Below are 15,777 nucleotides of genomic sequence, written 5' to 3'. Positions count from 1 at the left end.
GTTCCAGCATCGTAACTTTTTTGCGGCGGCGGTTGCGATGTGCGCACCGGCGGTAGACGAAGGCGCATGACACGCACCATCCTGCTCGCGCGCCACGGCACCCATGCCGAGGTCGGTCACGTACTGAGCGGCCGATCGGAGATCGGCCTCGCACCCACGGGCGAAACGCAGGCGCAGCGACTTGCCGAGTGGCTGGAGCGTACACCGCTCGCCTCGATCCACGTCAGCCCGCGCGCGCGAACGCGGCAGACGGCGGGCCCGGTCGCGACGAAACGCGGACTTACGCCGGTGCCCGCCCCTGCGCTCGACGAGATCGACTTCGGCGCATTCACCGGACGATCGTTCACCACGCTCGACGCCGACCCGGATTGGCAGCGCTGGAACGCGCAGCGCGATACCGCGCGCTGCCCCGGTGGCGAAACGATGACGGAAGCGGTCACGCGCGCCTGGGACTATCTTCACGCGCTACCCGCGACGGCGACGCCTGCCTTGTGCGTCACGCACTGCGACGTGATCCGCGGACTGGTCGCGAGCCATCTGGGACTGCCGTTCACCGCCATCTACGGCTTCAACTGCGATCCCGGATCGGTGACGACCTTGGTGCTGAACGATCCTGCCGCAGGAGCGGGCGCGCGGCTCGTTGCGCTCAACGAGCGGCCATGAGTGCGCCGGCGGGCATGGTCATCGCCGGCGCAGCACCGGTGTGCATGTCGGCGTAGCTCTTTTCCTCGATCAGTTCGGAGCCCAGTTGCAGATTGATCGCACGCTTGATCGCGGCGCGTTCGTCGTTCTTGTGATACACTGCACGCGCCAGATGAACGAACTCGGCGCCGAACGTGCCCGCCGCCTCCTGCTCGCGGATCGCGTCTTCGATCTCCCAAAGATCCTCGTTGACCGCCTTGAGCGTGGCGTAGAGCGGCGCGATGCCGTCGCTGCGCAGCGCCATGTTGCCGAACTCGCTGAGCAGCCGGTGTTCGTTCATCACGTTGGCGCGCGCATCGGCGCGTACGATCCGCTCGCGCTTGATCTCGAGAATGCTGATCTTGTCGAGCAACTCACCCCAGGAGACGGGGACGGTCGGGCTAACCTTGGAGGCCATGCGCCATTCCTTGCAGTTGAGATGGGTGTGAGTGCCGCCGCGCGAGGTCGCACGCGATCTCCTCGACGACGCCCGTCCAGTCGCCCGCGTGCGGTTGCGCGTAAAGGCGCATCGTCGGGTACCAGGGCGTGTCGCGCGCACCGGGGGCCCAGCGCCAGTCGGGCTCGGCCTTGAGCATCAGCCACGTCGGCCGCCCCAGCGCACCGGCCAGATGCGCGATCATCGTGTCGACGGTGATGACGAGCGCGCAGGCCGCGACCAGCGAGGCGGTGGCGTCAATGTCGAACGGACAGCCCGCGGGGTTGAGGACGGCGAGGTCGGTCGGCTCGGCGACGAGCGAGAGGCAGCGATGGCCTTCGCACAAGGGCGCGAGCAATGTTGGCGGCACACGGCGGTCGTGGTCCCAATCACCCGAGGAATAGCACAGGCCGATCGTGCCCGCGGGCAGCGCCGCGGGGCTCGCGCGCAGGTAGGGCACGGCCGCGTCGCCGGGCGTCGCGCGCAAAGCCTGAGGCAGTTCGGTGATCTCGATGTCGCAGGCGAACGGCTTGGCTGGTGCCGCGTGATCGAAGGGGATCAGGCGATCGACCCCGGGGATCGTCGCCAGCAGGTGGTGCAGCCGCGCCGGCGCCTCGACCGTTACCGAACGCGCGCGTTGCTTGAGCAGCGGCAGGAAGCGCGCGAACTGGATCGTGTCGCCGAGCCCATGGTAGCAGCGCACCAGCACGTCCTCGCCGTCGAACGCGCGGCCGTCCCACACCCAGCGGCGATGATAGTCGACACGCGGGTCGTCGCGCTCGGCGGGCGAGCGCGCGGCGATCACCGCGTCGCCAATCGCGAACGCCGCCGCGTAATCGCCGCGCCGCATCGCGGCGGTCCAGGGATCGGCAGCATCTACCATCCCGGTGCAAATCCTTGACGAAGCACGCTGGTTCCATCGTTGCGGAGGCGTAATGCAGCTTTGTTGCTGGCAGCCCGGAACGGCGCTGTGGCAGGATCGTTGGCGTAACGATTGCAAAGGGGGACGAATGAGCGACACCGGGGAACGCGCGGACACGCGTGACGCATTGCGCGAGGAGGTGCGCGCGCTCGCGCCATGGTTCCACAACATCGACCTGGGCGCCGGGCTCCACACCGCGCCCGAGCATTTCCTGGGCGATTATCCCAATTTCAAGTTCGCGATGTTCCGCGACTGCGTGCCCGACGACCTGACCGGCAAGACCGTGCTCGACATCGGCTGCAACGCGGGCTTCTACTCGATGGAGATGAAGCGGCGCGGGGCGGCACGCGTCGTCGGGATCGATTCGGACGAGCGCTACCTGGCGCAGGCCCGCGTCGCGGCGCGCGCGCTGGGATTTCAGGATTCGGTCGAGTTCCGTAACCTATCGGTGTACGACGTCGCGAAGCTGGGCGAGCGCTTCGACCTCGTGATCTTCATGGGCGTGCTCTACCATTTGCGCCACCCGCTGCTGGCACTCGACCTGATCCGCGAACATGTCGCGCGCGACCTGATGCTGTTCCAGACGATGCAGCAGGGATCGACCGAGGTCGCCGACGTGCCCGAGGACCACCCCTTTTTCCTGCCCGACAGCTACACCCCGCCGCCGTACTTCGACGAGCCCGGATACCCGAAGATGCACTTCATCGAACGCAAATTCGCGGGCGACTGGACCAACTGGTGGGCGCCCAACCGTGCGGGTTCGATGGCGATGCTGCGCGCCGCGGGGTTCGAGGTGGTCGAGAGCCCGCAGGACGACGTCTTCCTTTGCCGCGTCACCGACGTGCCCTATGCGCAATTTGGTCCGGCCGCGGTGTACCCGGCCAAGGGCGACAAGAACGAGACAGCCAAGAATCAAACGGGGGTGAACGCGTGATCGAAGCGGCGATGATCTGGAACGAGCCGAACAACAAGTCGCACTGGGATCCGGAAGTCGACCCCGACTGGTCGAAGTTCGCCGACACGGTCAGCCGCACCGGTGCTGCGATCCATGCGGTCAACCCGGACGTGACGCGCGTGCTGGGCGGCATGTCGCCGATCGACCCGATGTGGGTGAAGCGTCTGGAGGGCCACGGCTGTCTGGATGCCGTCGACGTGCTGGCGGTCCACGGCTTCCCGCTCGACTGGAACCTGTGGTCGATCCACGAATGGCCGAACAAGATCGCCGAGATCGAGGCCGTGACCGACAAGCCCGTCTGGGTGACCGAGGTCGGTGTCGGATCGTTCGGCGCGGAGGAAGTGCAGGTGTTCGGGGTCGAGAAGACCGCTGAGCTGCTGATCGGTCGCGTGCCGCGCATCTATTGGTATTCGTTGTTCGACCTGCCGCAGGAATGGGGTGCGACGACGCGCCACCGCGAGGCGGAGGGGTCGAGCTATTACCGCCATTTCTACATGGGGCTGATCCGCGCCGACGGGACGCCCAAGCCGTCGCTCGACTCTTATGCCAAGGTCGCGAGCGAGATGGGGCTGATGCAGTGGTTCCACTATCACGACCCGCGGCTCGATGACGCGGTCGAGTGGATGAAGCGGCTCGGCACGAAGAAGCTGCGCACCGGATTGTCCTGGGCCGACAGCTTCCGCCCCGACGCGATCGGCTGGTTCGACCGGCAGATGGAGGCGCTGCAGGATTTCGACACCACCGTCACCTTCTGCTTCACGCCCGAACATCTCGGCATCCAGCCGCACCACACCAGTGCGGCGCGCGAGCCGCAGGCATTCGCCGATTTCTGCGCGCAGATGATCGAGCGCTACGCGCCCAAGGTGGCGGCGCCGAAGGCGGAGCCGGTCGCGGCGTGAACGCATCTCCGTCGTCCCGTACTTGATCCGGGATCCCGCTTCTTCTCCGACCGGCGAAGGCAGCGTGACCCCGGATCAAGTCCGGGGCGACGAGGGCGATTAGTTTGCGGGTGGCGGCACGACGCCGTCACCCAGTTCCTCCGCGCGGCGTACCGTCACCATCACGCCCAGGTCCGCGTAACCCACGCGCCGCTTCGGATCGGCCGCGTCGTCGGGCGCCACCGCAAGGCGGCGATTGACCTTGCTGCGGTGGTGCATCCGCGCGGTATTCTCCTGTCCGACGTAACAACCCTTGGTGAAGCTGACGCCGTTCAGCTCGCGCGCGTTCGCTTCCAGCCACAGCGTCTCGCCCGAGCCGAGTTCGGCCAACCCTTCCGTCACGCCGAGCGACAGGCGGTGCGCGTGCCAGCCCTTAGCCGGCGCGCCCGGCGGCGCGATCCAGCGGTAGCCGAGCGCGGGAAGCCGCGGGTCGGGCGTGGCACCCTCGACCGGCCCGCGCGACCAATGCACCGCCAGCCCGTCGTCGCGCGCGATCGTGAGAGCGCGGCGCAGGCGGTAGATCGACAGCCGGCGGGCGAGCGCGTCGGCCTGGGTCGCCTCGACGTCGAGCAGCACGTCGTCGCCGTCCGCCCACATGATGAAGTCGAACAACGCCTTGCCCTGCGGCGTCAAGAGCGCGGCATAGGCCGGCAATCGCGCGGTGTCGTTGGTGACCAGTCCTTGCAGGAACCCTGCCGCATCCTCGCCAGAGACGCGCAGGATCGCGCGGTCGGTCAATGTCGTGCCGGGTTGCGGGGTCGTCGGGGTGGCATCGCTCATGCACCCAAGTTAGGAGGGCGCATCACGCGACGAAAGGGCTGGCGATGGCGACCTGTGACCTGAAACTGACGGGCGGCACCGTCCACACGCCGGGTGGTCCCGTGCAGGCCGATGTCGCGGTGAGCGGCGGGCGGATCGTCGCGATCGGCAACGCTGGCGGCCAAGCGGGCGACGCGGGCCGGACGATCGACTGCACCGGGCTCGACATATTGCCGGGCGTGATCGACACGCAGGTCCACTTCCGCGAACCCGGTCTGGTCCACAAGGAGGATCTGGAGAGCGGCAGCGTCGCGGCCGTCATGGGCGGCGTGACGGGCGTGTTCGAGATGCCCAACACCAAGCCCAACACCGACAGCGCGGAGGCGATCGCGGACAAGCTCGCGCGCGCCAAGGACCGGATGTGGTGCGACCACGCCTTCTACGTCGGCGCGACGCACCACAACCCGGCCGCTCTCGCCGAGCTGGAACGGATGCCGGGCACCGCGGGGGTCAAGATCTTCATGGGCGCGTCGACCGGCGACCTCTTGGTCAGCGACGACGCGACGCTGGCGCAGGTGCTCGCCCACGGCACGCGCCGCGTCGCGATCCACGCCGAGGACGAGGACCGGATGAACGCGCGCGAGAATGAGCGCGTGACCGGCGACGCCTCGTCGCACCCCGTCTGGCGCGACGACGAGAGCGCGATCCTCGCCACGCGCCGCATCCTGGGTCTTGCGCGCGCGGCCGGGCGGCGCATCCACGTGCTCCACGTCACCACGCCGGCGGAGCTGGAGCTGCTCGGCCAGAACAAGGATATCGCCACCTGCGAGGTGACGCCGCAGCACCTGACGCTGGCGGGCGAGGAAGCCTATCCGCGGCTCGGCACGCTGGCGCAGATGAACCCGCCGATCCGTTCCGGCGCGCACCGCGCCGGGCTGTGGCACTGGCTCAACCAGGGTGTGCCCGACGTGATCGGCTCCGACCACGCGCCACACACGCTGGAGGAGAAATCCAAGCCCTACCCCGCCAGCCCCAGCGGCATGCCCGGCGTGCAGACGCTGCTGCCGCTGCTGCTCGACCATGCCGCCAACGGTCGCCTGACGCTCCAGCGCGTGATCGAGCTGACCAGTGCAGGCGCGCAGCGCATCTTCGGCATAGTCGGCAAGGGCCGGATCGTCGCGGGGTACGATGCCGATTTCACAGTGGTGGACCTGAAAAAGCGCTGGACGATCGAGGACAAGTGGCTCGCCTCGCGCAGTGGCTGGTCGCCGTTCACGGGGATGGAGCTGACCGGCAAGCCGATCGGCACGATCGTGCGCGGGCAGGTCGCCATGTGGGAGGACCAGCTCGGCGATCGGGCGCAGGGCGCACCGATCCGCTTCGAGGCAACCGCGTTCGGGCGTTAAAGGGAACACTGGTGGGTCCGCCGGGGCTCGAACCCGGGACCTCTCGATTAAAAGTCGCTTGCTCTACCGACTGAGCTACGGACCCCAACAGTGTTCGCGCGACCTAGGGGCGGGGCGGCGCGCGGTCAACCGGGTGTGAAGCTGGCGGACGCTGCGACCCGTCACGGGATCGCGCCACGCCGGCGCGATCGCCAGCGCGGGCGCCAGCACGAAGCTGCGCACGCGAAAGGCGCGGTGCGGCACGGTGAGCGTCGGCGTGGCGATGCGCCCGCCCGACCACAGGATGATGTCGAGGTCGATCACCCGCGCCCCCCAGCGGCGACCGGTGCGGCGACCGAACGCCCGCTCGATCCGCTTCAACCGTTTGAGCAATTCGGCGGGCGCTTCGTCACTCTCGATCAGCACCGCGGCATTGGCGAAGGTGCGCGTCGAGGGGCCGAGCGGTGCACTGGCGATGATCGGGGATGCTCGCCCACCCAGCAGCCGCAGCGCGGCGGCGACCTCATCCCGCGGACGGCCATGGCGACCGACGCGGTTCGATCCGACCGCGACGAGGTAGGTTGAGCGACGCATGGAGATGCGCCTATCGCATGGCCATGTATTTCGCACCCTCCCCCATTCCCGAGACCGAACCGCCGCGCGACTGCCCGCGCTGCCCGCGGCTGGTTGCGTTCCGCGAAGCCTTGCGCGTCGAATATCCCGATTGGTGGAACGCGCCGGTCAACGCCTTCGGTGATCCGAACGCGTGGCTCGCGATCATCGGTCTCGCCCCCGGCAAGCACGGCGCCAACCGCACCGGCCGCCCCTTCACCGGTGATTACGCGGGCGAACTGCTGTTCAACACGCTCGGCAAATACGGCCTCGCACGCGGCACTTTCGAGGCGCGCGCGGACGATACGCTGGCGCTCGACGGCGCCATCATCATCAACGCGGTGAAATGCCTGCCGCCCGAGAACAAGCCCACGCCCGAGGAGATCCGCACCTGCCGCACCTTCCTGGAGGGGCAGGCAGCGGTGCTGCCCAACGTCCGCGTCTTCGTGGCGCTGGGGCAGATCGCGCACCAGTCGGCGGTGAAGATGCTCGGCGGGCGCTTGCCCAAGGCGAAGTTCGGCCATCTGGCCGAGCACGAGATGCCCGATGGGCGCATCCTGCTCGATAGCTATCACTGCTCGCGCTACAACCAGAACACCGGGCGATTGACGACGGACATGTTCGAGGCGGTGTTCGCGCGCGCGCTGGAGCTACGCGAGCGGACCGCACCATGATAGGGTCGCGCCGTCATTGAACGGAGATTTCGACCATGTCGCTTCTTCTGCTCGTCGCCCTGGCCGGCGCCGCACCCGCCGGGACGCCGGACGCCAAACCCGTGTGCCAGGACACGCAGACGCGCCTGATCGCGGCGAAGCGCAAGGGCAGCATCCACCCGCTCGGTCAGGAACCGAACGCCGACGCGGTGCTGACCGTGCTTCGCAGCGAGAACGGCTGCTCGCGCCCGGTCAAGGTGCGCGAGGACATCGGCGCCCGGAAGCGCTGAGGCGGAAACGCTGACCGATCAGATATCGGCGACCAGCCGACCGTAGAGTTCGGGGCGGCGGTCGCGGAAGAAACCGAAGGCGGCGCGGTGGCGCTTGACGCGCGCGAGGTCGAGCGTCGCGGTGATCACCCCCTCCTCCTCGCGGTCGAGCTCGGCCAGGATGTCGCCGCGCTCGTCGGTGATGAAGCTGGTGCCGTAGAAAGTCTGGCCGTGCTCGGTGCCGACGCGGTTGGCGGCAATCACGGGAACGACGTTCGACACCGCGTGGCCGACCATCGCGCGCCGCCACAGCCGCGCGGTGTCGAGACTGGTGTCGTGCGGCTCGCTGCCGATCGCGGTCGGATAGAACAATAGCTCCGCCCCCATCAGCATCATCGCGCGCGCGGTCTCGGGATACCATTGGTCCCAGCAGACGCCGACGCCCAGCGTGGTGCGGTTCGGGCCCGGCCACACCTTGAACCCGGTGTTGCCGGGGCGGAAGTAGAACTTCTCCTCATACCCCGGACCATCGGGGATGTGGCTCTTGCGATAGACACCCTGCACCTCGCCGTCGGGGCCGATCATCGCCAGGCTGTTGTAATGGTGCGGGCCGTCCGCCTCGAAGAAGCTGGTCGGGATCCACACGCCCAGCGCCTCGGCCAGCGCCTGCATCGCCAGCACCGCCTTGTGCTCGCCCACCGGCGCCGCGTTCGCGAACAGCCCCTCGTCCTCGACGCGGCAGAAATATTCGCCCTCGAACAATTCGGGCGGCAGGATCACCTGCGCACCGCGGCCGTGCGCCTCGCGTACGGCGTCGGACACCTTGGCGATGTTGGCGTCGATGTCGGCGGAGAAAGCGAGCTGGAGTGCGGCGACGGTGATCTCGGTCATGCCGCGTCAGATAGGCGCTCGCGCAGGGTTGCGCAAAGGCGAACGCTTTATCCGCACACTGCCGCGCGTGCGGATGTGCTCATAGGCGATCGTGACCGCGAGCAGCAGGAGAGGCGTCACGAACGCACGGTGCCGCTCGTCGAACTCGAACCATACGCCCAGCAGCAGCAATTGCGCGAAGCACGCCGCCAGCAGCCGCGTCGCGCGCTCCCCATGCAAGCGGAAGGTCGCTGCCGAGGACAGCGCAAGCAGCAGGACGTGTGTGCCTTGCACGAGCGGCAGCAGCAATGCGGTGAGCGGCGCCGTCACCGCCGGGCGCATCGCGGCGAGCCGCACCAGCCCCGCGTCGGCGAGCCCCATCGCGCGCACGAACTTCGCCACCGTCAGCCGCGCCGCCTCGGCCGGGTGGGCCGCGATCCACTCGAGTGCGATCCGCCCCGCGGCATGCGAGAAGGCGAGCTCGGGCAGGCCGTACAGCGCCGCGGGCGGCGGCATCCACGTGCCTGTCGCCGCCGGGTTGTTGCCGATCCACAGACTGTAGCCGCTCGCGCTGGTCAGCGGCACGAAGGCGCCGAGCAGGTCGTAGTTGCGCCACCACCACGGCAGCATCGCGAGTGCCGCGACGCCCGCGGCCGCTGCTCCGGCACGCACCAGTTGCGCGGTTCCCAGCCGCCGCCATTGCAGCAGCGCAAACAACCCACCTATCAGCGCGTCGCCCGGCTGCGTCAGCGCGAGCGCGGCCGAGGCGAGCCCGAGCAGCGCGGCCTGGCGAACGCGCCCGTTCGTCACGCTCCAGCCATAGGCGAGCAGCAGCGCCAGCAGTGTGACGAGGCTCTCCTTCTGCGCGAGCGGCGCGTCGAGCAATTGCGCGGGCCAGATCAGGAACAGCCCGGCCGCCGCCACGCCGGCGCGCGCCGCACCCAGCCGCCGCGCGATGAGCACGATCAGACCGGCGGAGGCGAGATCGAGCAGGCTGGAAAGCAGCACCAGCGACGCGGTCGACAGCCCGGCGATCGCTCCCCAGCCCGCGAGCAACAGCGGGTAAGCGGGCGGGAACAGCGCCACCGCGCGCGTGCCCATGTACGGCTCAACGAGGCCGAGGCCGTCACCGGCCAGCAAACCGCGCGCGAGCACGAGGTACCAGTGCGGATCGCCCGGCGAGACGCGCCCGTCGCTCAAGAGAGCGGCCGCGACGCGGAGCGCGACGGCGGCGGTTGCAAAGGCGATCCAGGCGCCCCTGCCCGTCGCGCGCGGCAGATGCGTCACTATCCACGCGGCGACGACGAGCCAGGCGGCGAACAGCGCCCATCCGCCCGCACTCGCGCCCCACCGCGTGGCGAGCGCGGGTGCGCTGCCGACGCCATACGCCGCCAGCATCAGCAGCATCGCCGCCAGCGCGGCACCGAGAACACGATCGGGCTTCATCGCGCCTTCGAACCTATGCCCGCGCGCCGCCCAGGCAACAGCGTCGATCGGCGCGCGGCGACCGTTCTGTCCCTTATTCGCGCACGGTGTGGTTAACCGATCAACAATCCCGCGAGCGCAGCGCTCATCAGATTGGCAAGGCTGCCCGCGAGCAACGCGCGCAGGCCCAGCTTGGCGATCGTCGGGCGCTGATTGGGAGCGAGCCCGCCCGTCACCGCCATCTGGATCGCGATCGAGGAGAAATTGGCAAACCCGCACAAGGCGAACGTGATCACCGCAACCGTGCGCGGTGACAGGTTCGCGGCCTGTTTGCCGAGATCGATATAGGCGACGAACTCGTTCAGGACGATCTTCTCGCCGAACAGGCCGCCCGCGATCCCCGCCTCGTTCCACGGCACGTTCAACAGGTACATGACCGGCTGGAACACGCGACCGAGGAGTCCCTGGAAGCTCAGGCCCGGCAGCCCCACCATATTGCCCAGCCCGCCGAGGATGCCGTTGGCGAGTGCGACGAGCGCCACGAACGCGAGCACCATCGCGCCGACCGCGACCGCCAGCTTGACGCCGGTCTGCGCACCCTGCGCGGCGGCCATGATGAGGTTGGCGGGCTTTTCCTCGTCGTGCGTCGCGTCCGGCAGCGGCTCGCCCGGCGTTTCCGACGGCAGCACCGCGGGACCGCGCGCATCGAGCCGGCCTTCCGCGATCGCGATCTGCCGGCCTTCGATGCTCAAGGGATCGTTGGGATCGTCGAGCGGCAGTTCGCCGGGACGAGGGTGCAGGCGATCGGGCATGATGATCTTCGCCATCAGAATGCCGCCCGGCGCCGCCATGAAGCTGGCGGCGAGCAGATAGTCGATGCTGATCCCCATCGAGGCGTAAGCGGCCAGGATCGTCCCCGCGACGCCCGCCATCCCGCTGGTCATCACGGTGAACACCTGCGGCGGGGTGAGCCCGGCAAGGTAGGGACGGATGACGAGCGGCGATTCGCTCTGTCCGACGAAGATGTTGGCGGCGGCGCACAGGCTCTCCACCTTGCTGACGCCGATCACGCGCTCGATCGCGCCGCCGAGCCAGCGCACCACCAATTGCATGATGCCCAGATGGTAGAGGATCGAGACGAGGGCGGCGAAGAAGATGATGACCGGCAGCGCCGCAATGGCGAAGCTCGTCCCGCCGATCTCCGGCCGTGCCAGCGGGCCGAACAGGAATTCGACGCCCGCGTGCGCGTAGCCGAGCAGCGCCGCGACCCCGCCCGACGCCCCCGCCAGCGCCGCGCGGCCGGGCAACCAGTAAAGCACGATCACCGCGATCGCGGCCTGCAGCGCGAAGGCGGAGCCGACCACGCGCAACCGGATCGCGCGGCGATCGGTGGACAAGAGCAGCGCGATCCCGAGGATCACCGCGACGCCGGCGAGGCCGATGAGGATACGCTGCATGACACTTCCGCGTGAGAGATGAACCGAACGACGCGGCCCCCCGCGCGGGCGCGCATCATACACATGGCGCACGCCCGCGCCACTCATGCTTGCCCCGTACCCGCAAAAGGCGCGCCGATGGAGGCGGTTGGGCAGCCCTCACGCCTTGTCGATCGGAGCGTGGAAGGTAAGAGCGGCTGTCGGATCGGTCCTAATATGATATCGCGGTCGATCGAGCGATTGGAGGCTGTTGCGCGGTGAACGACCACTATCGGACGAATGGCTATACCCACCTGCCTCACCTGTTTCCGCCCGAGGTGCTGTTGACGCTCTACGCACGCATGCAGGCCGACCTGAAGGCAGCCGGCCGCCCGCTAGGCAGCTTCGCGGCACAAGGACCGCTGCTCACACGGCCCGCGCTGGAAGTGTATGCATATCAATACACGCCGCTGCTCGGCTTCTTGTGGGGGCTGACCCCGCGGATCGCAGCGGAGGTCGGGTGCGAACTGCTGCCCACCTACGCGTATTTCCGGGCCTATCAGCAGGGCGACGTGTGCCGCATCCACCACGATCGCCCGGCATGCGAGCACAGCGTGTCGCTGACGATCGCTTACGGCGACAACAAACCGTGGGCGCTCAGCGTCCAGACCACGCCGACCGACACGCCGCAACCAGAGGTCAGCGAGGATTTCGGGGGCGAACCGTATGGCTCGGTCGCGATGCAGCCCGGCGACGGCGTGCTGTACCAGGGCACGCACCACCGTCATGGCCGGCTCGACGTCAACCCCAACAGCTGGTCGGCGCACCTGTTCCTGCACTGGGTAGAGAAGAACGGCCGCTACGCCGAACACGCCTTTGACCGTCCGACAATGGAGCGGGCGGCACAGCGTCGTTGAACCGCAATGCAGGGTCAGACGCGCATCGCTTGAGGCAGGCGTGATTGACCCCGCGGCGTTTCGCGCTAGCAGTCGGCCATGCCGATCCCGCCCACCCCCATCGCCCATCCGACCGCGCCGCCAATCTCGCGGTCGTTGTTCGTTTTCTCGATCTTCTACGGCGGGATGACGTGCATCGCGGGCGTGCTCGGCAACAAGCAGGTCGCGCTCGGCCCCCTGGCGGTGGAAGCGGGAATCTTCGCGTTCCTGCTGCTGGTGGTGACGTCGAGCGCGGTGGCGGAGTTGCACGGGCGCGTCGTTGCGGGGCGGCTGGTCGTGTTCGGCTTCATACCGCTGCTCGTCTCGATCCTGCTGTCGTGGATCGTTCACGCGCTGCCCGCCTCACCCGAGATGCAGCCCGCCAACCGCGATGCGATCCAGCTGGTGCTCGGCTCCACCTGGCGGATCTGGCTCGGCGGGATCGTCGCCTACGGCATCTCGCAAACGCTCAACATCACGATCTTCTCGTGGTTGAAGGGGCGCGAGGGGTCGAGCCTGTTGTGGCTGCGCGCGGGGCTCGCCAGCATGTTGTCGCAGGTGGTCGACACGCTGCTGTTCGTCACCATCGCGTTCGGCGGCGTGTTTCCGATCGCCGAACTGCTCGCGGGACAGATGATTTCCAAGGTGGTGTTGTCGGCGGTGCTGGTACCGCCGCTGATCTATCTCGCGGTCGCGATCGGACGCCGGCTCGACGCCTGACCAGCGTGCATCGGGGGAGCGGATGACGCTCCCCCCGCCGGTTTACCGTCCGACCGCGGTGTACGCGAACCCGGCCGCCTCGACCTGCTCGCGGTTGTAGATGTTGCGCAGGTCGACGAGCACGGGGGCGCTCAGCAGCGACTTGACGCGGCGCAGATCGAGCGCGCGGAACGCATTCCACTCGGTCAGGATGACGAGCGCGTCGGCGCCCTCCATCGTCTGGTAGGCGCCGTCGCAGTATTGGACGTTCTCCAGCACCTTCTTCGCCTGCTCGTGACCTTCGGGATCATAGGCGCGGACGGTCGCGCCCGCGTCCTGCAATGCCTGGATCACCGCAATCGCGGGGCTGTCGCGCATGTCATCGGTGTTGGGCTTGAAGGTGAGGCCTAGGATCGCGACGCACTTGCCGCGTACGTCGCCGCCCATCGCGGCGATCACCTTGCGCCCCATCGCGCGCTTGCGGTTGTCGTTGACCGCGACCACCGCCTCGACGATCCGCTGCGGCGCCTCGTAATCCTGCGCGGTCTTCAGCAGCGCCAGCGTGTCCTTGGGGAAGCACGACCCGCCGTAGCCGGGGCCGGCGTGCAGGAACTTGTCGCCGATGCGGCCGTCGAGCCCGATGCCGCGCGCGACGTCCTGCACGTTCGCGCCGACCTTCTCGCACAAATCGGCGATCTCGTTGATGAAGGTGATCTTGGTCGCGAGGAACGCGTTGCCGGCATATTTCGTCAGCTCGGCCGCACGCCGGCTCATCTCCACGATCGGCGACTTGTTGAGGTAGAGCGGGCGATAGACGTTGCGCAGCACCTCCAGCGCGCGGGCGTCATCGGAGCCGATGACGATGCGGTCGGGACGCTTAAAGTCGTCGATCGCAGCACCTTCGCGCAGGAACTCGGGGTTGCTCGCGACCGCGAAGTCGGCGCCCGGATTGGCCTCACGGATGATCCGCTCGACCTCGTCGCCGGTGCCGACGGGCACGGTGGACTTGTCGACGATCACGGTGAAGCCGGTCAGCGCCGCGGCGATCTCTTCGGCGGCGGCGTAGACGTAGGACAGATCGGCGTGGCCGTCGCCGCGCCTGGACGGCGTGCCGACCGCGATGAACACCGCGTCGGCGTCGCGCACGCCTTCGGGCAGGTCGGTCGTGAAGCGCAGCCGGCCGGCCTCGACGTTGCGCGCGACCAGTTCGTCGAGCCCCGGCTCGAAGATCGGCATCACGCCCGCGAGCAATTTGTCGATCTTGCCCTGGTCCTTGTCGACGCAGACCACGTCGTGGCCGAAGTCGGCGAAACAGGCGCCCGAGACGAGGCCGACATAGCCCGAGCCGATCATGGTGACGCGCATGATGGTGATGTTACCCCCTGGATGCTGGCGCCGCCGCGTTGGCGCGGCGTGATGTTGGAAGATCGCTTAGCTTCGTCGCTGCGCGAGCGCCAGCTACGAACCCTTCCTACGCCGCAGCCTTTCGCGCCGATCCGATCGGCAAAGGCTGGCGAAGCGGGCGCCGGCGCGGCAAAGCGGCCTGCGAAGGAGAGAACGGATGGGTTTGTGGTTCGAGGAATTCACGGTCGGGCAGCGCTTCACCCACCCGCTGCGCCGGACGGTGACCGAATATGACAACATGAGCTTCAGTCTGCTGACGATGAACCCGCAGCCGCTTCACATCGATTTCGACTTCGCGGAAAAAAGCGAATGGGGTCGGCCGCTGGTCAACAGCCTGTTCACGCTGGGGCTGATGATCGGCATGTCGGTGCAGGACACGACGCTCGGCACCACCGTCGGCAACCTCGGCATGAGCGACACGCGCTTTCCGAAACCGGTGTTCCACGGCGACACGCTGCAGGCATCGAGCGAGGTCGTGTCGATCCGCGAGAGCAAGTCGAACCCCGCGGTCGGCATCGTCGAGTTCGAGCATCGCATGACCAACCAGCGCGGCGAGCTGGTGGCGATCTGCCGCCGCGCCGCGATGATGAAGCGGCGGCCGGCCGAGGGCTGAGCCGGTCAGCCGCGCGCCGCGTCGGCCGTGAAGCGCGCATAGACGTCGAGCACCGGCGCAGCGAGCTCGGGACGGCAGATCAGCAGGTCGGGCAGATAGGTGTTCGCGCGATTGTAGACGAGCGGCGTGCCATCGGCACGGCTGACGTGGAGCCCGGCGGCGCGCGCCACTGCGGCGGGCGCGCAATTGTCCCATTCATACTGACCGCCGGTATGGAGGTAGATGTCGGCCTCCCCGCGCACCACCGCCATCGCCTTCGCGCCGGCCGACCCCATCGGAATCAGCTCGGCGTCGAGTGCCTCGGCGACCGCGAGCGCCTCGGCCGCGGGGCGCGAGCGGCTGACCAGCATCCTCAATCGCGCCGGCGCGTCGCACAGTGCGCGGGGCCGCGCCGAACACAGCGTCAGCGACACCGCGGGCAGCGCCACCGCGCCGACCTGCGGCTCGCCGTCGATCGCGAGCGCGACGTGCACCGCCCAGTCGTCGCGCCCCTCGCCATATTCGCGCGTGCCGTCGAGCGGATCGACGATCCACACGCGCCGCGCCGACAGCCGCGAATCGCTGTCGCGCTCCTCCTCCGACAGGATCGCGTCGTCCGGGCGATTGTGGCGCAACGCCTCCATGATGAAGGTGTTGGCGACGCGGTCGCCCGCGCGGCCTAGCGCGGCGCCGGTGAACAGGCTCGATGCGCGCGCGGCGACCAGAATTGCGCCGGCGTGCTCGGCGATGTGACGCGCGAGCGCGGCATCGTCCTCCAGCCCCGGCGGCGGCGCGATCGCCGCGAGCGCGAGCGGCGTGTCGCTCAT

General features: G+C 68.5%; 18 protein-coding genes and 1 tRNA gene. 9 read left to right on the top strand and 10 right to left on the bottom strand.

The window, feature by feature from the left end; genetic code table 11:
- Nucleotides 1–66: 66 nt before the first annotated feature.
- Nucleotides 67–663 (top strand): histidine phosphatase family protein, encoded by a 597-nt coding sequence (locus Q0579_RS17255; protein ID WP_298814820.1) that lies wholly within the window; start codon nt 67–69, stop codon nt 661–663.
- Here the strand turns inward: Q0579_RS17255 and Q0579_RS17250 are convergent.
- Together Q0579_RS17250 and Q0579_RS17245 are read right to left on the bottom strand one after the other, a co-directional pair.
- On the bottom strand, nt 647–1,099 hold the full coding sequence (locus tag Q0579_RS17250; RefSeq protein WP_298814817.1) for a DUF6165 family protein: 453 nt from the start codon (nt 1,097–1,099) through the stop codon (nt 647–649). The genes Q0579_RS17255 and Q0579_RS17250 overlap by 17 nt on opposite strands.
- Entirely contained in the window at nt 1,083–2,000 is a 918-nt protein-coding gene (locus Q0579_RS17245) for a glycosyltransferase family 9 protein (RefSeq protein WP_298814814.1), read from the bottom strand. The genes Q0579_RS17250 and Q0579_RS17245 overlap by 17 nt, the downstream gene beginning before the upstream one ends.
- A 127-nt stretch (nt 2,001–2,127) precedes the next feature.
- On the opposite strand from Q0579_RS17245, the gene Q0579_RS17240 reads away from it, so the two are divergent.
- Both Q0579_RS17240 and Q0579_RS17235 read left to right on the top strand, forming a co-directional pair.
- The gene (locus Q0579_RS17240) at nt 2,128–2,973 is read left to right on the top strand and encodes a TIGR04290 family methyltransferase (RefSeq protein ID WP_298814812.1); all 846 of its coding nucleotides are present in this window, start codon (nt 2,128–2,130) and stop codon (nt 2,971–2,973) included.
- Nucleotides 2,970–3,893, top strand: a complete 924-nt coding sequence (locus tag Q0579_RS17235) for a glycosyl hydrolase (protein WP_298814809.1) — start codon at nt 2,970–2,972, stop codon at nt 3,891–3,893. Before Q0579_RS17240 ends, Q0579_RS17235 begins: the two co-directional genes overlap by 4 nt.
- A gap of 99 nt (nt 3,894–3,992) precedes the next feature.
- Here Q0579_RS17235 and Q0579_RS17230 read toward each other — a convergent pair whose 3' ends face one another.
- Entirely contained in the window at nt 3,993–4,712 is a 720-nt protein-coding gene (locus tag Q0579_RS17230) for a folate-binding protein (RefSeq protein WP_298814805.1), read from the bottom strand.
- Nucleotides 4,713–4,756: 44 nt separating this feature from the next.
- On the opposite strand from Q0579_RS17230, the gene Q0579_RS17225 reads away from it, so the two are divergent.
- Nucleotides 4,757–6,097 carry a dihydroorotase gene (locus Q0579_RS17225; RefSeq protein ID WP_298814802.1) on the top strand — a complete coding sequence of 447 codons (1,341 nt, stop codon included), beginning with the start codon at nt 4,757–4,759 and terminating at the stop codon, nt 6,095–6,097.
- A gap of 9 nt (nt 6,098–6,106) precedes the next feature.
- Here the strand turns inward: Q0579_RS17225 and Q0579_RS17220 are convergent.
- Together Q0579_RS17220 and folK are read right to left on the bottom strand one after the other, a co-directional pair.
- Nucleotides 6,107–6,182 (bottom strand) — tRNA-Lys (locus tag Q0579_RS17220).
- On the bottom strand, nt 6,173–6,670 hold the full coding sequence (gene folK / locus Q0579_RS17215) for a 2-amino-4-hydroxy-6-hydroxymethyldihydropteridine diphosphokinase (protein WP_298814799.1): 498 nt from the start codon (nt 6,668–6,670) through the stop codon (nt 6,173–6,175). Before folK ends, Q0579_RS17220 begins: the two co-directional genes overlap by 10 nt.
- 23 nt (nt 6,671–6,693) lie before the next feature.
- On the opposite strand from folK, the gene Q0579_RS17210 reads away from it, so the two are divergent.
- Together Q0579_RS17210 and Q0579_RS17205 are read left to right on the top strand one after the other, a co-directional pair.
- A complete protein-coding gene (locus tag Q0579_RS17210) occupies nt 6,694–7,362 on the top strand; it encodes a uracil-DNA glycosylase (RefSeq protein ID WP_298815042.1) in 669 nt (222 codons plus the stop codon).
- Between the two features lie 35 nt (nt 7,363–7,397).
- Nucleotides 7,398–7,631 (top strand): hypothetical protein, encoded by a 234-nt coding sequence (locus tag Q0579_RS17205; protein ID WP_298814796.1) that lies wholly within the window; start codon nt 7,398–7,400, stop codon nt 7,629–7,631.
- A gap of 18 nt (nt 7,632–7,649) precedes the next feature.
- On the opposite strand, the gene aguB is transcribed toward Q0579_RS17205, so the two are convergent.
- The 3 genes from aguB to Q0579_RS17190 all read right to left on the bottom strand — a co-directional run bounded on the left by aguB (nt 7,650) and on the right by Q0579_RS17190 (nt 11,362).
- Nucleotides 7,650–8,501 (bottom strand): N-carbamoylputrescine amidase, encoded by an 852-nt coding sequence (gene aguB, locus Q0579_RS17200; protein WP_219769691.1) that lies wholly within the window; start codon nt 8,499–8,501, stop codon nt 7,650–7,652.
- Nucleotides 8,502–8,507: 6 nt separating this feature from the next.
- Nucleotides 8,508–9,926, bottom strand: coding sequence for a glycosyltransferase (locus tag Q0579_RS17195; protein ID WP_298814784.1), 1,419 nt, complete (start codon nt 9,924–9,926; stop codon nt 8,508–8,510).
- Between the two features lie 92 nt (nt 9,927–10,018).
- On the bottom strand, nt 10,019–11,362 hold the full coding sequence (locus Q0579_RS17190) for a NupC/NupG family nucleoside CNT transporter (protein WP_298814781.1): 1,344 nt from the start codon (nt 11,360–11,362) through the stop codon (nt 10,019–10,021).
- Nucleotides 11,363–11,598: 236 nt separating this feature from the next.
- Here Q0579_RS17190 and Q0579_RS17185 point away from each other — a divergent pair, with 236 nt between their 5' ends.
- Nucleotides 11,599–12,237: a hypothetical protein gene (locus Q0579_RS17185; protein WP_298814778.1), complete on the top strand. Its 639-nt coding sequence runs from the start codon at nt 11,599–11,601 to the stop codon at nt 12,235–12,237.
- A 78-nt stretch (nt 12,238–12,315) separates the two neighbouring features.
- Nucleotides 12,316–12,975, top strand: a complete 660-nt coding sequence (locus Q0579_RS17180) for a queuosine precursor transporter (protein WP_298814775.1) — start codon at nt 12,316–12,318, stop codon at nt 12,973–12,975.
- Nucleotides 12,976–13,017: 42 nt separating this feature from the next.
- On the opposite strand, the gene Q0579_RS17175 is transcribed toward Q0579_RS17180, so the two are convergent.
- Complete coding sequence (locus Q0579_RS17175) at nt 13,018–14,319, bottom strand: UDP-glucose/GDP-mannose dehydrogenase family protein (protein ID WP_298814772.1); 1,302 nt, start codon at nt 14,317–14,319, stop codon at nt 13,018–13,020.
- 196 nt (nt 14,320–14,515) lie between these two features.
- Between Q0579_RS17175 and Q0579_RS17170 the strand changes: the two genes are divergently transcribed.
- The gene (locus tag Q0579_RS17170; protein ID WP_298814767.1) at nt 14,516–14,971 is read left to right on the top strand and encodes a MaoC family dehydratase; all 456 of its coding nucleotides are present in this window, start codon (nt 14,516–14,518) and stop codon (nt 14,969–14,971) included.
- 5 nt (nt 14,972–14,976) lie between these two features.
- Here the strand turns inward: Q0579_RS17170 and Q0579_RS17165 are convergent, their stop codons facing one another.
- Nucleotides 14,977–15,777 (bottom strand): 3'(2'),5'-bisphosphate nucleotidase CysQ, encoded by an 801-nt coding sequence (locus Q0579_RS17165; protein ID WP_298814764.1) that lies wholly within the window; start codon nt 15,775–15,777, stop codon nt 14,977–14,979.

Origin of the sequence: uncultured Sphingomonas sp., assembly GCF_936927845.1 — a bacterium.
Classification (GTDB): Bacteria; Pseudomonadota; Alphaproteobacteria; order Sphingomonadales; family Sphingomonadaceae; genus Sphingomonas.
Note: the sequence above shows the minus strand (reverse complement) of the source record. Positions and strands in the feature narration are given on the sequence as shown.

Bases quoted from the DNA above. Each gene is read 5' to 3' on its own strand.
- Q0579_RS17255 (WP_298814820.1), top strand. From the start codon at position 67: ATGACACGCACCATCCTGCTCGCGCGCCACGGCACCCATGCCGAGGTC.
- Q0579_RS17250 (WP_298814817.1), bottom strand. From the start codon at position 1,099: ATGGCCTCCAAGGTTAGCCCGACCGTCCCCGTCTCCTGGGGTGAGTTG.
- Q0579_RS17245 (WP_298814814.1), bottom strand. From the start codon at position 2,000: ATGGTAGATGCTGCCGATCCCTGGACCGCCGCGATGCGGCGCGGCGAT.
- Q0579_RS17240 (WP_298814812.1), top strand. From the start codon at position 2,128: ATGAGCGACACCGGGGAACGCGCGGACACGCGTGACGCATTGCGCGAG.
- Q0579_RS17230 (WP_298814805.1), bottom strand. From the start codon at position 4,712: ATGAGCGATGCCACCCCGACGACCCCGCAACCCGGCACGACATTGACC.
- Q0579_RS17225 (WP_298814802.1), top strand. From the start codon at position 4,757: ATGGCGACCTGTGACCTGAAACTGACGGGCGGCACCGTCCACACGCCG.
- folK (WP_298814799.1), bottom strand. From the start codon at position 6,670: ATGCGTCGCTCAACCTACCTCGTCGCGGTCGGATCGAACCGCGTCGGT.
- Q0579_RS17210 (WP_298815042.1), top strand. From the start codon at position 6,694: ATGTATTTCGCACCCTCCCCCATTCCCGAGACCGAACCGCCGCGCGAC.
- Q0579_RS17205 (WP_298814796.1), top strand. From the start codon at position 7,398: ATGTCGCTTCTTCTGCTCGTCGCCCTGGCCGGCGCCGCACCCGCCGGG.
- aguB (WP_219769691.1), bottom strand. From the start codon at position 8,501: ATGACCGAGATCACCGTCGCCGCACTCCAGCTCGCTTTCTCCGCCGAC.
- Q0579_RS17195 (WP_298814784.1), bottom strand. From the start codon at position 9,926: ATGAAGCCCGATCGTGTTCTCGGTGCCGCGCTGGCGGCGATGCTGCTG.
- Q0579_RS17190 (WP_298814781.1), bottom strand. From the start codon at position 11,362: ATGCAGCGTATCCTCATCGGCCTCGCCGGCGTCGCGGTGATCCTCGGG.
- Q0579_RS17180 (WP_298814775.1), top strand. From the start codon at position 12,316: ATGCCGATCCCGCCCACCCCCATCGCCCATCCGACCGCGCCGCCAATC.
- Q0579_RS17175 (WP_298814772.1), bottom strand. From the start codon at position 14,319: ATGCGCGTCACCATGATCGGCTCGGGCTATGTCGGCCTCGTCTCGGGC.
- Q0579_RS17170 (WP_298814767.1), top strand. From the start codon at position 14,516: ATGGGTTTGTGGTTCGAGGAATTCACGGTCGGGCAGCGCTTCACCCAC.
- Q0579_RS17165 (WP_298814764.1), bottom strand. From the start codon at position 15,777: ATGAGCGACACGCCGCTCGCGCTCGCGGCGATCGCGCCGCCGCCGGGG.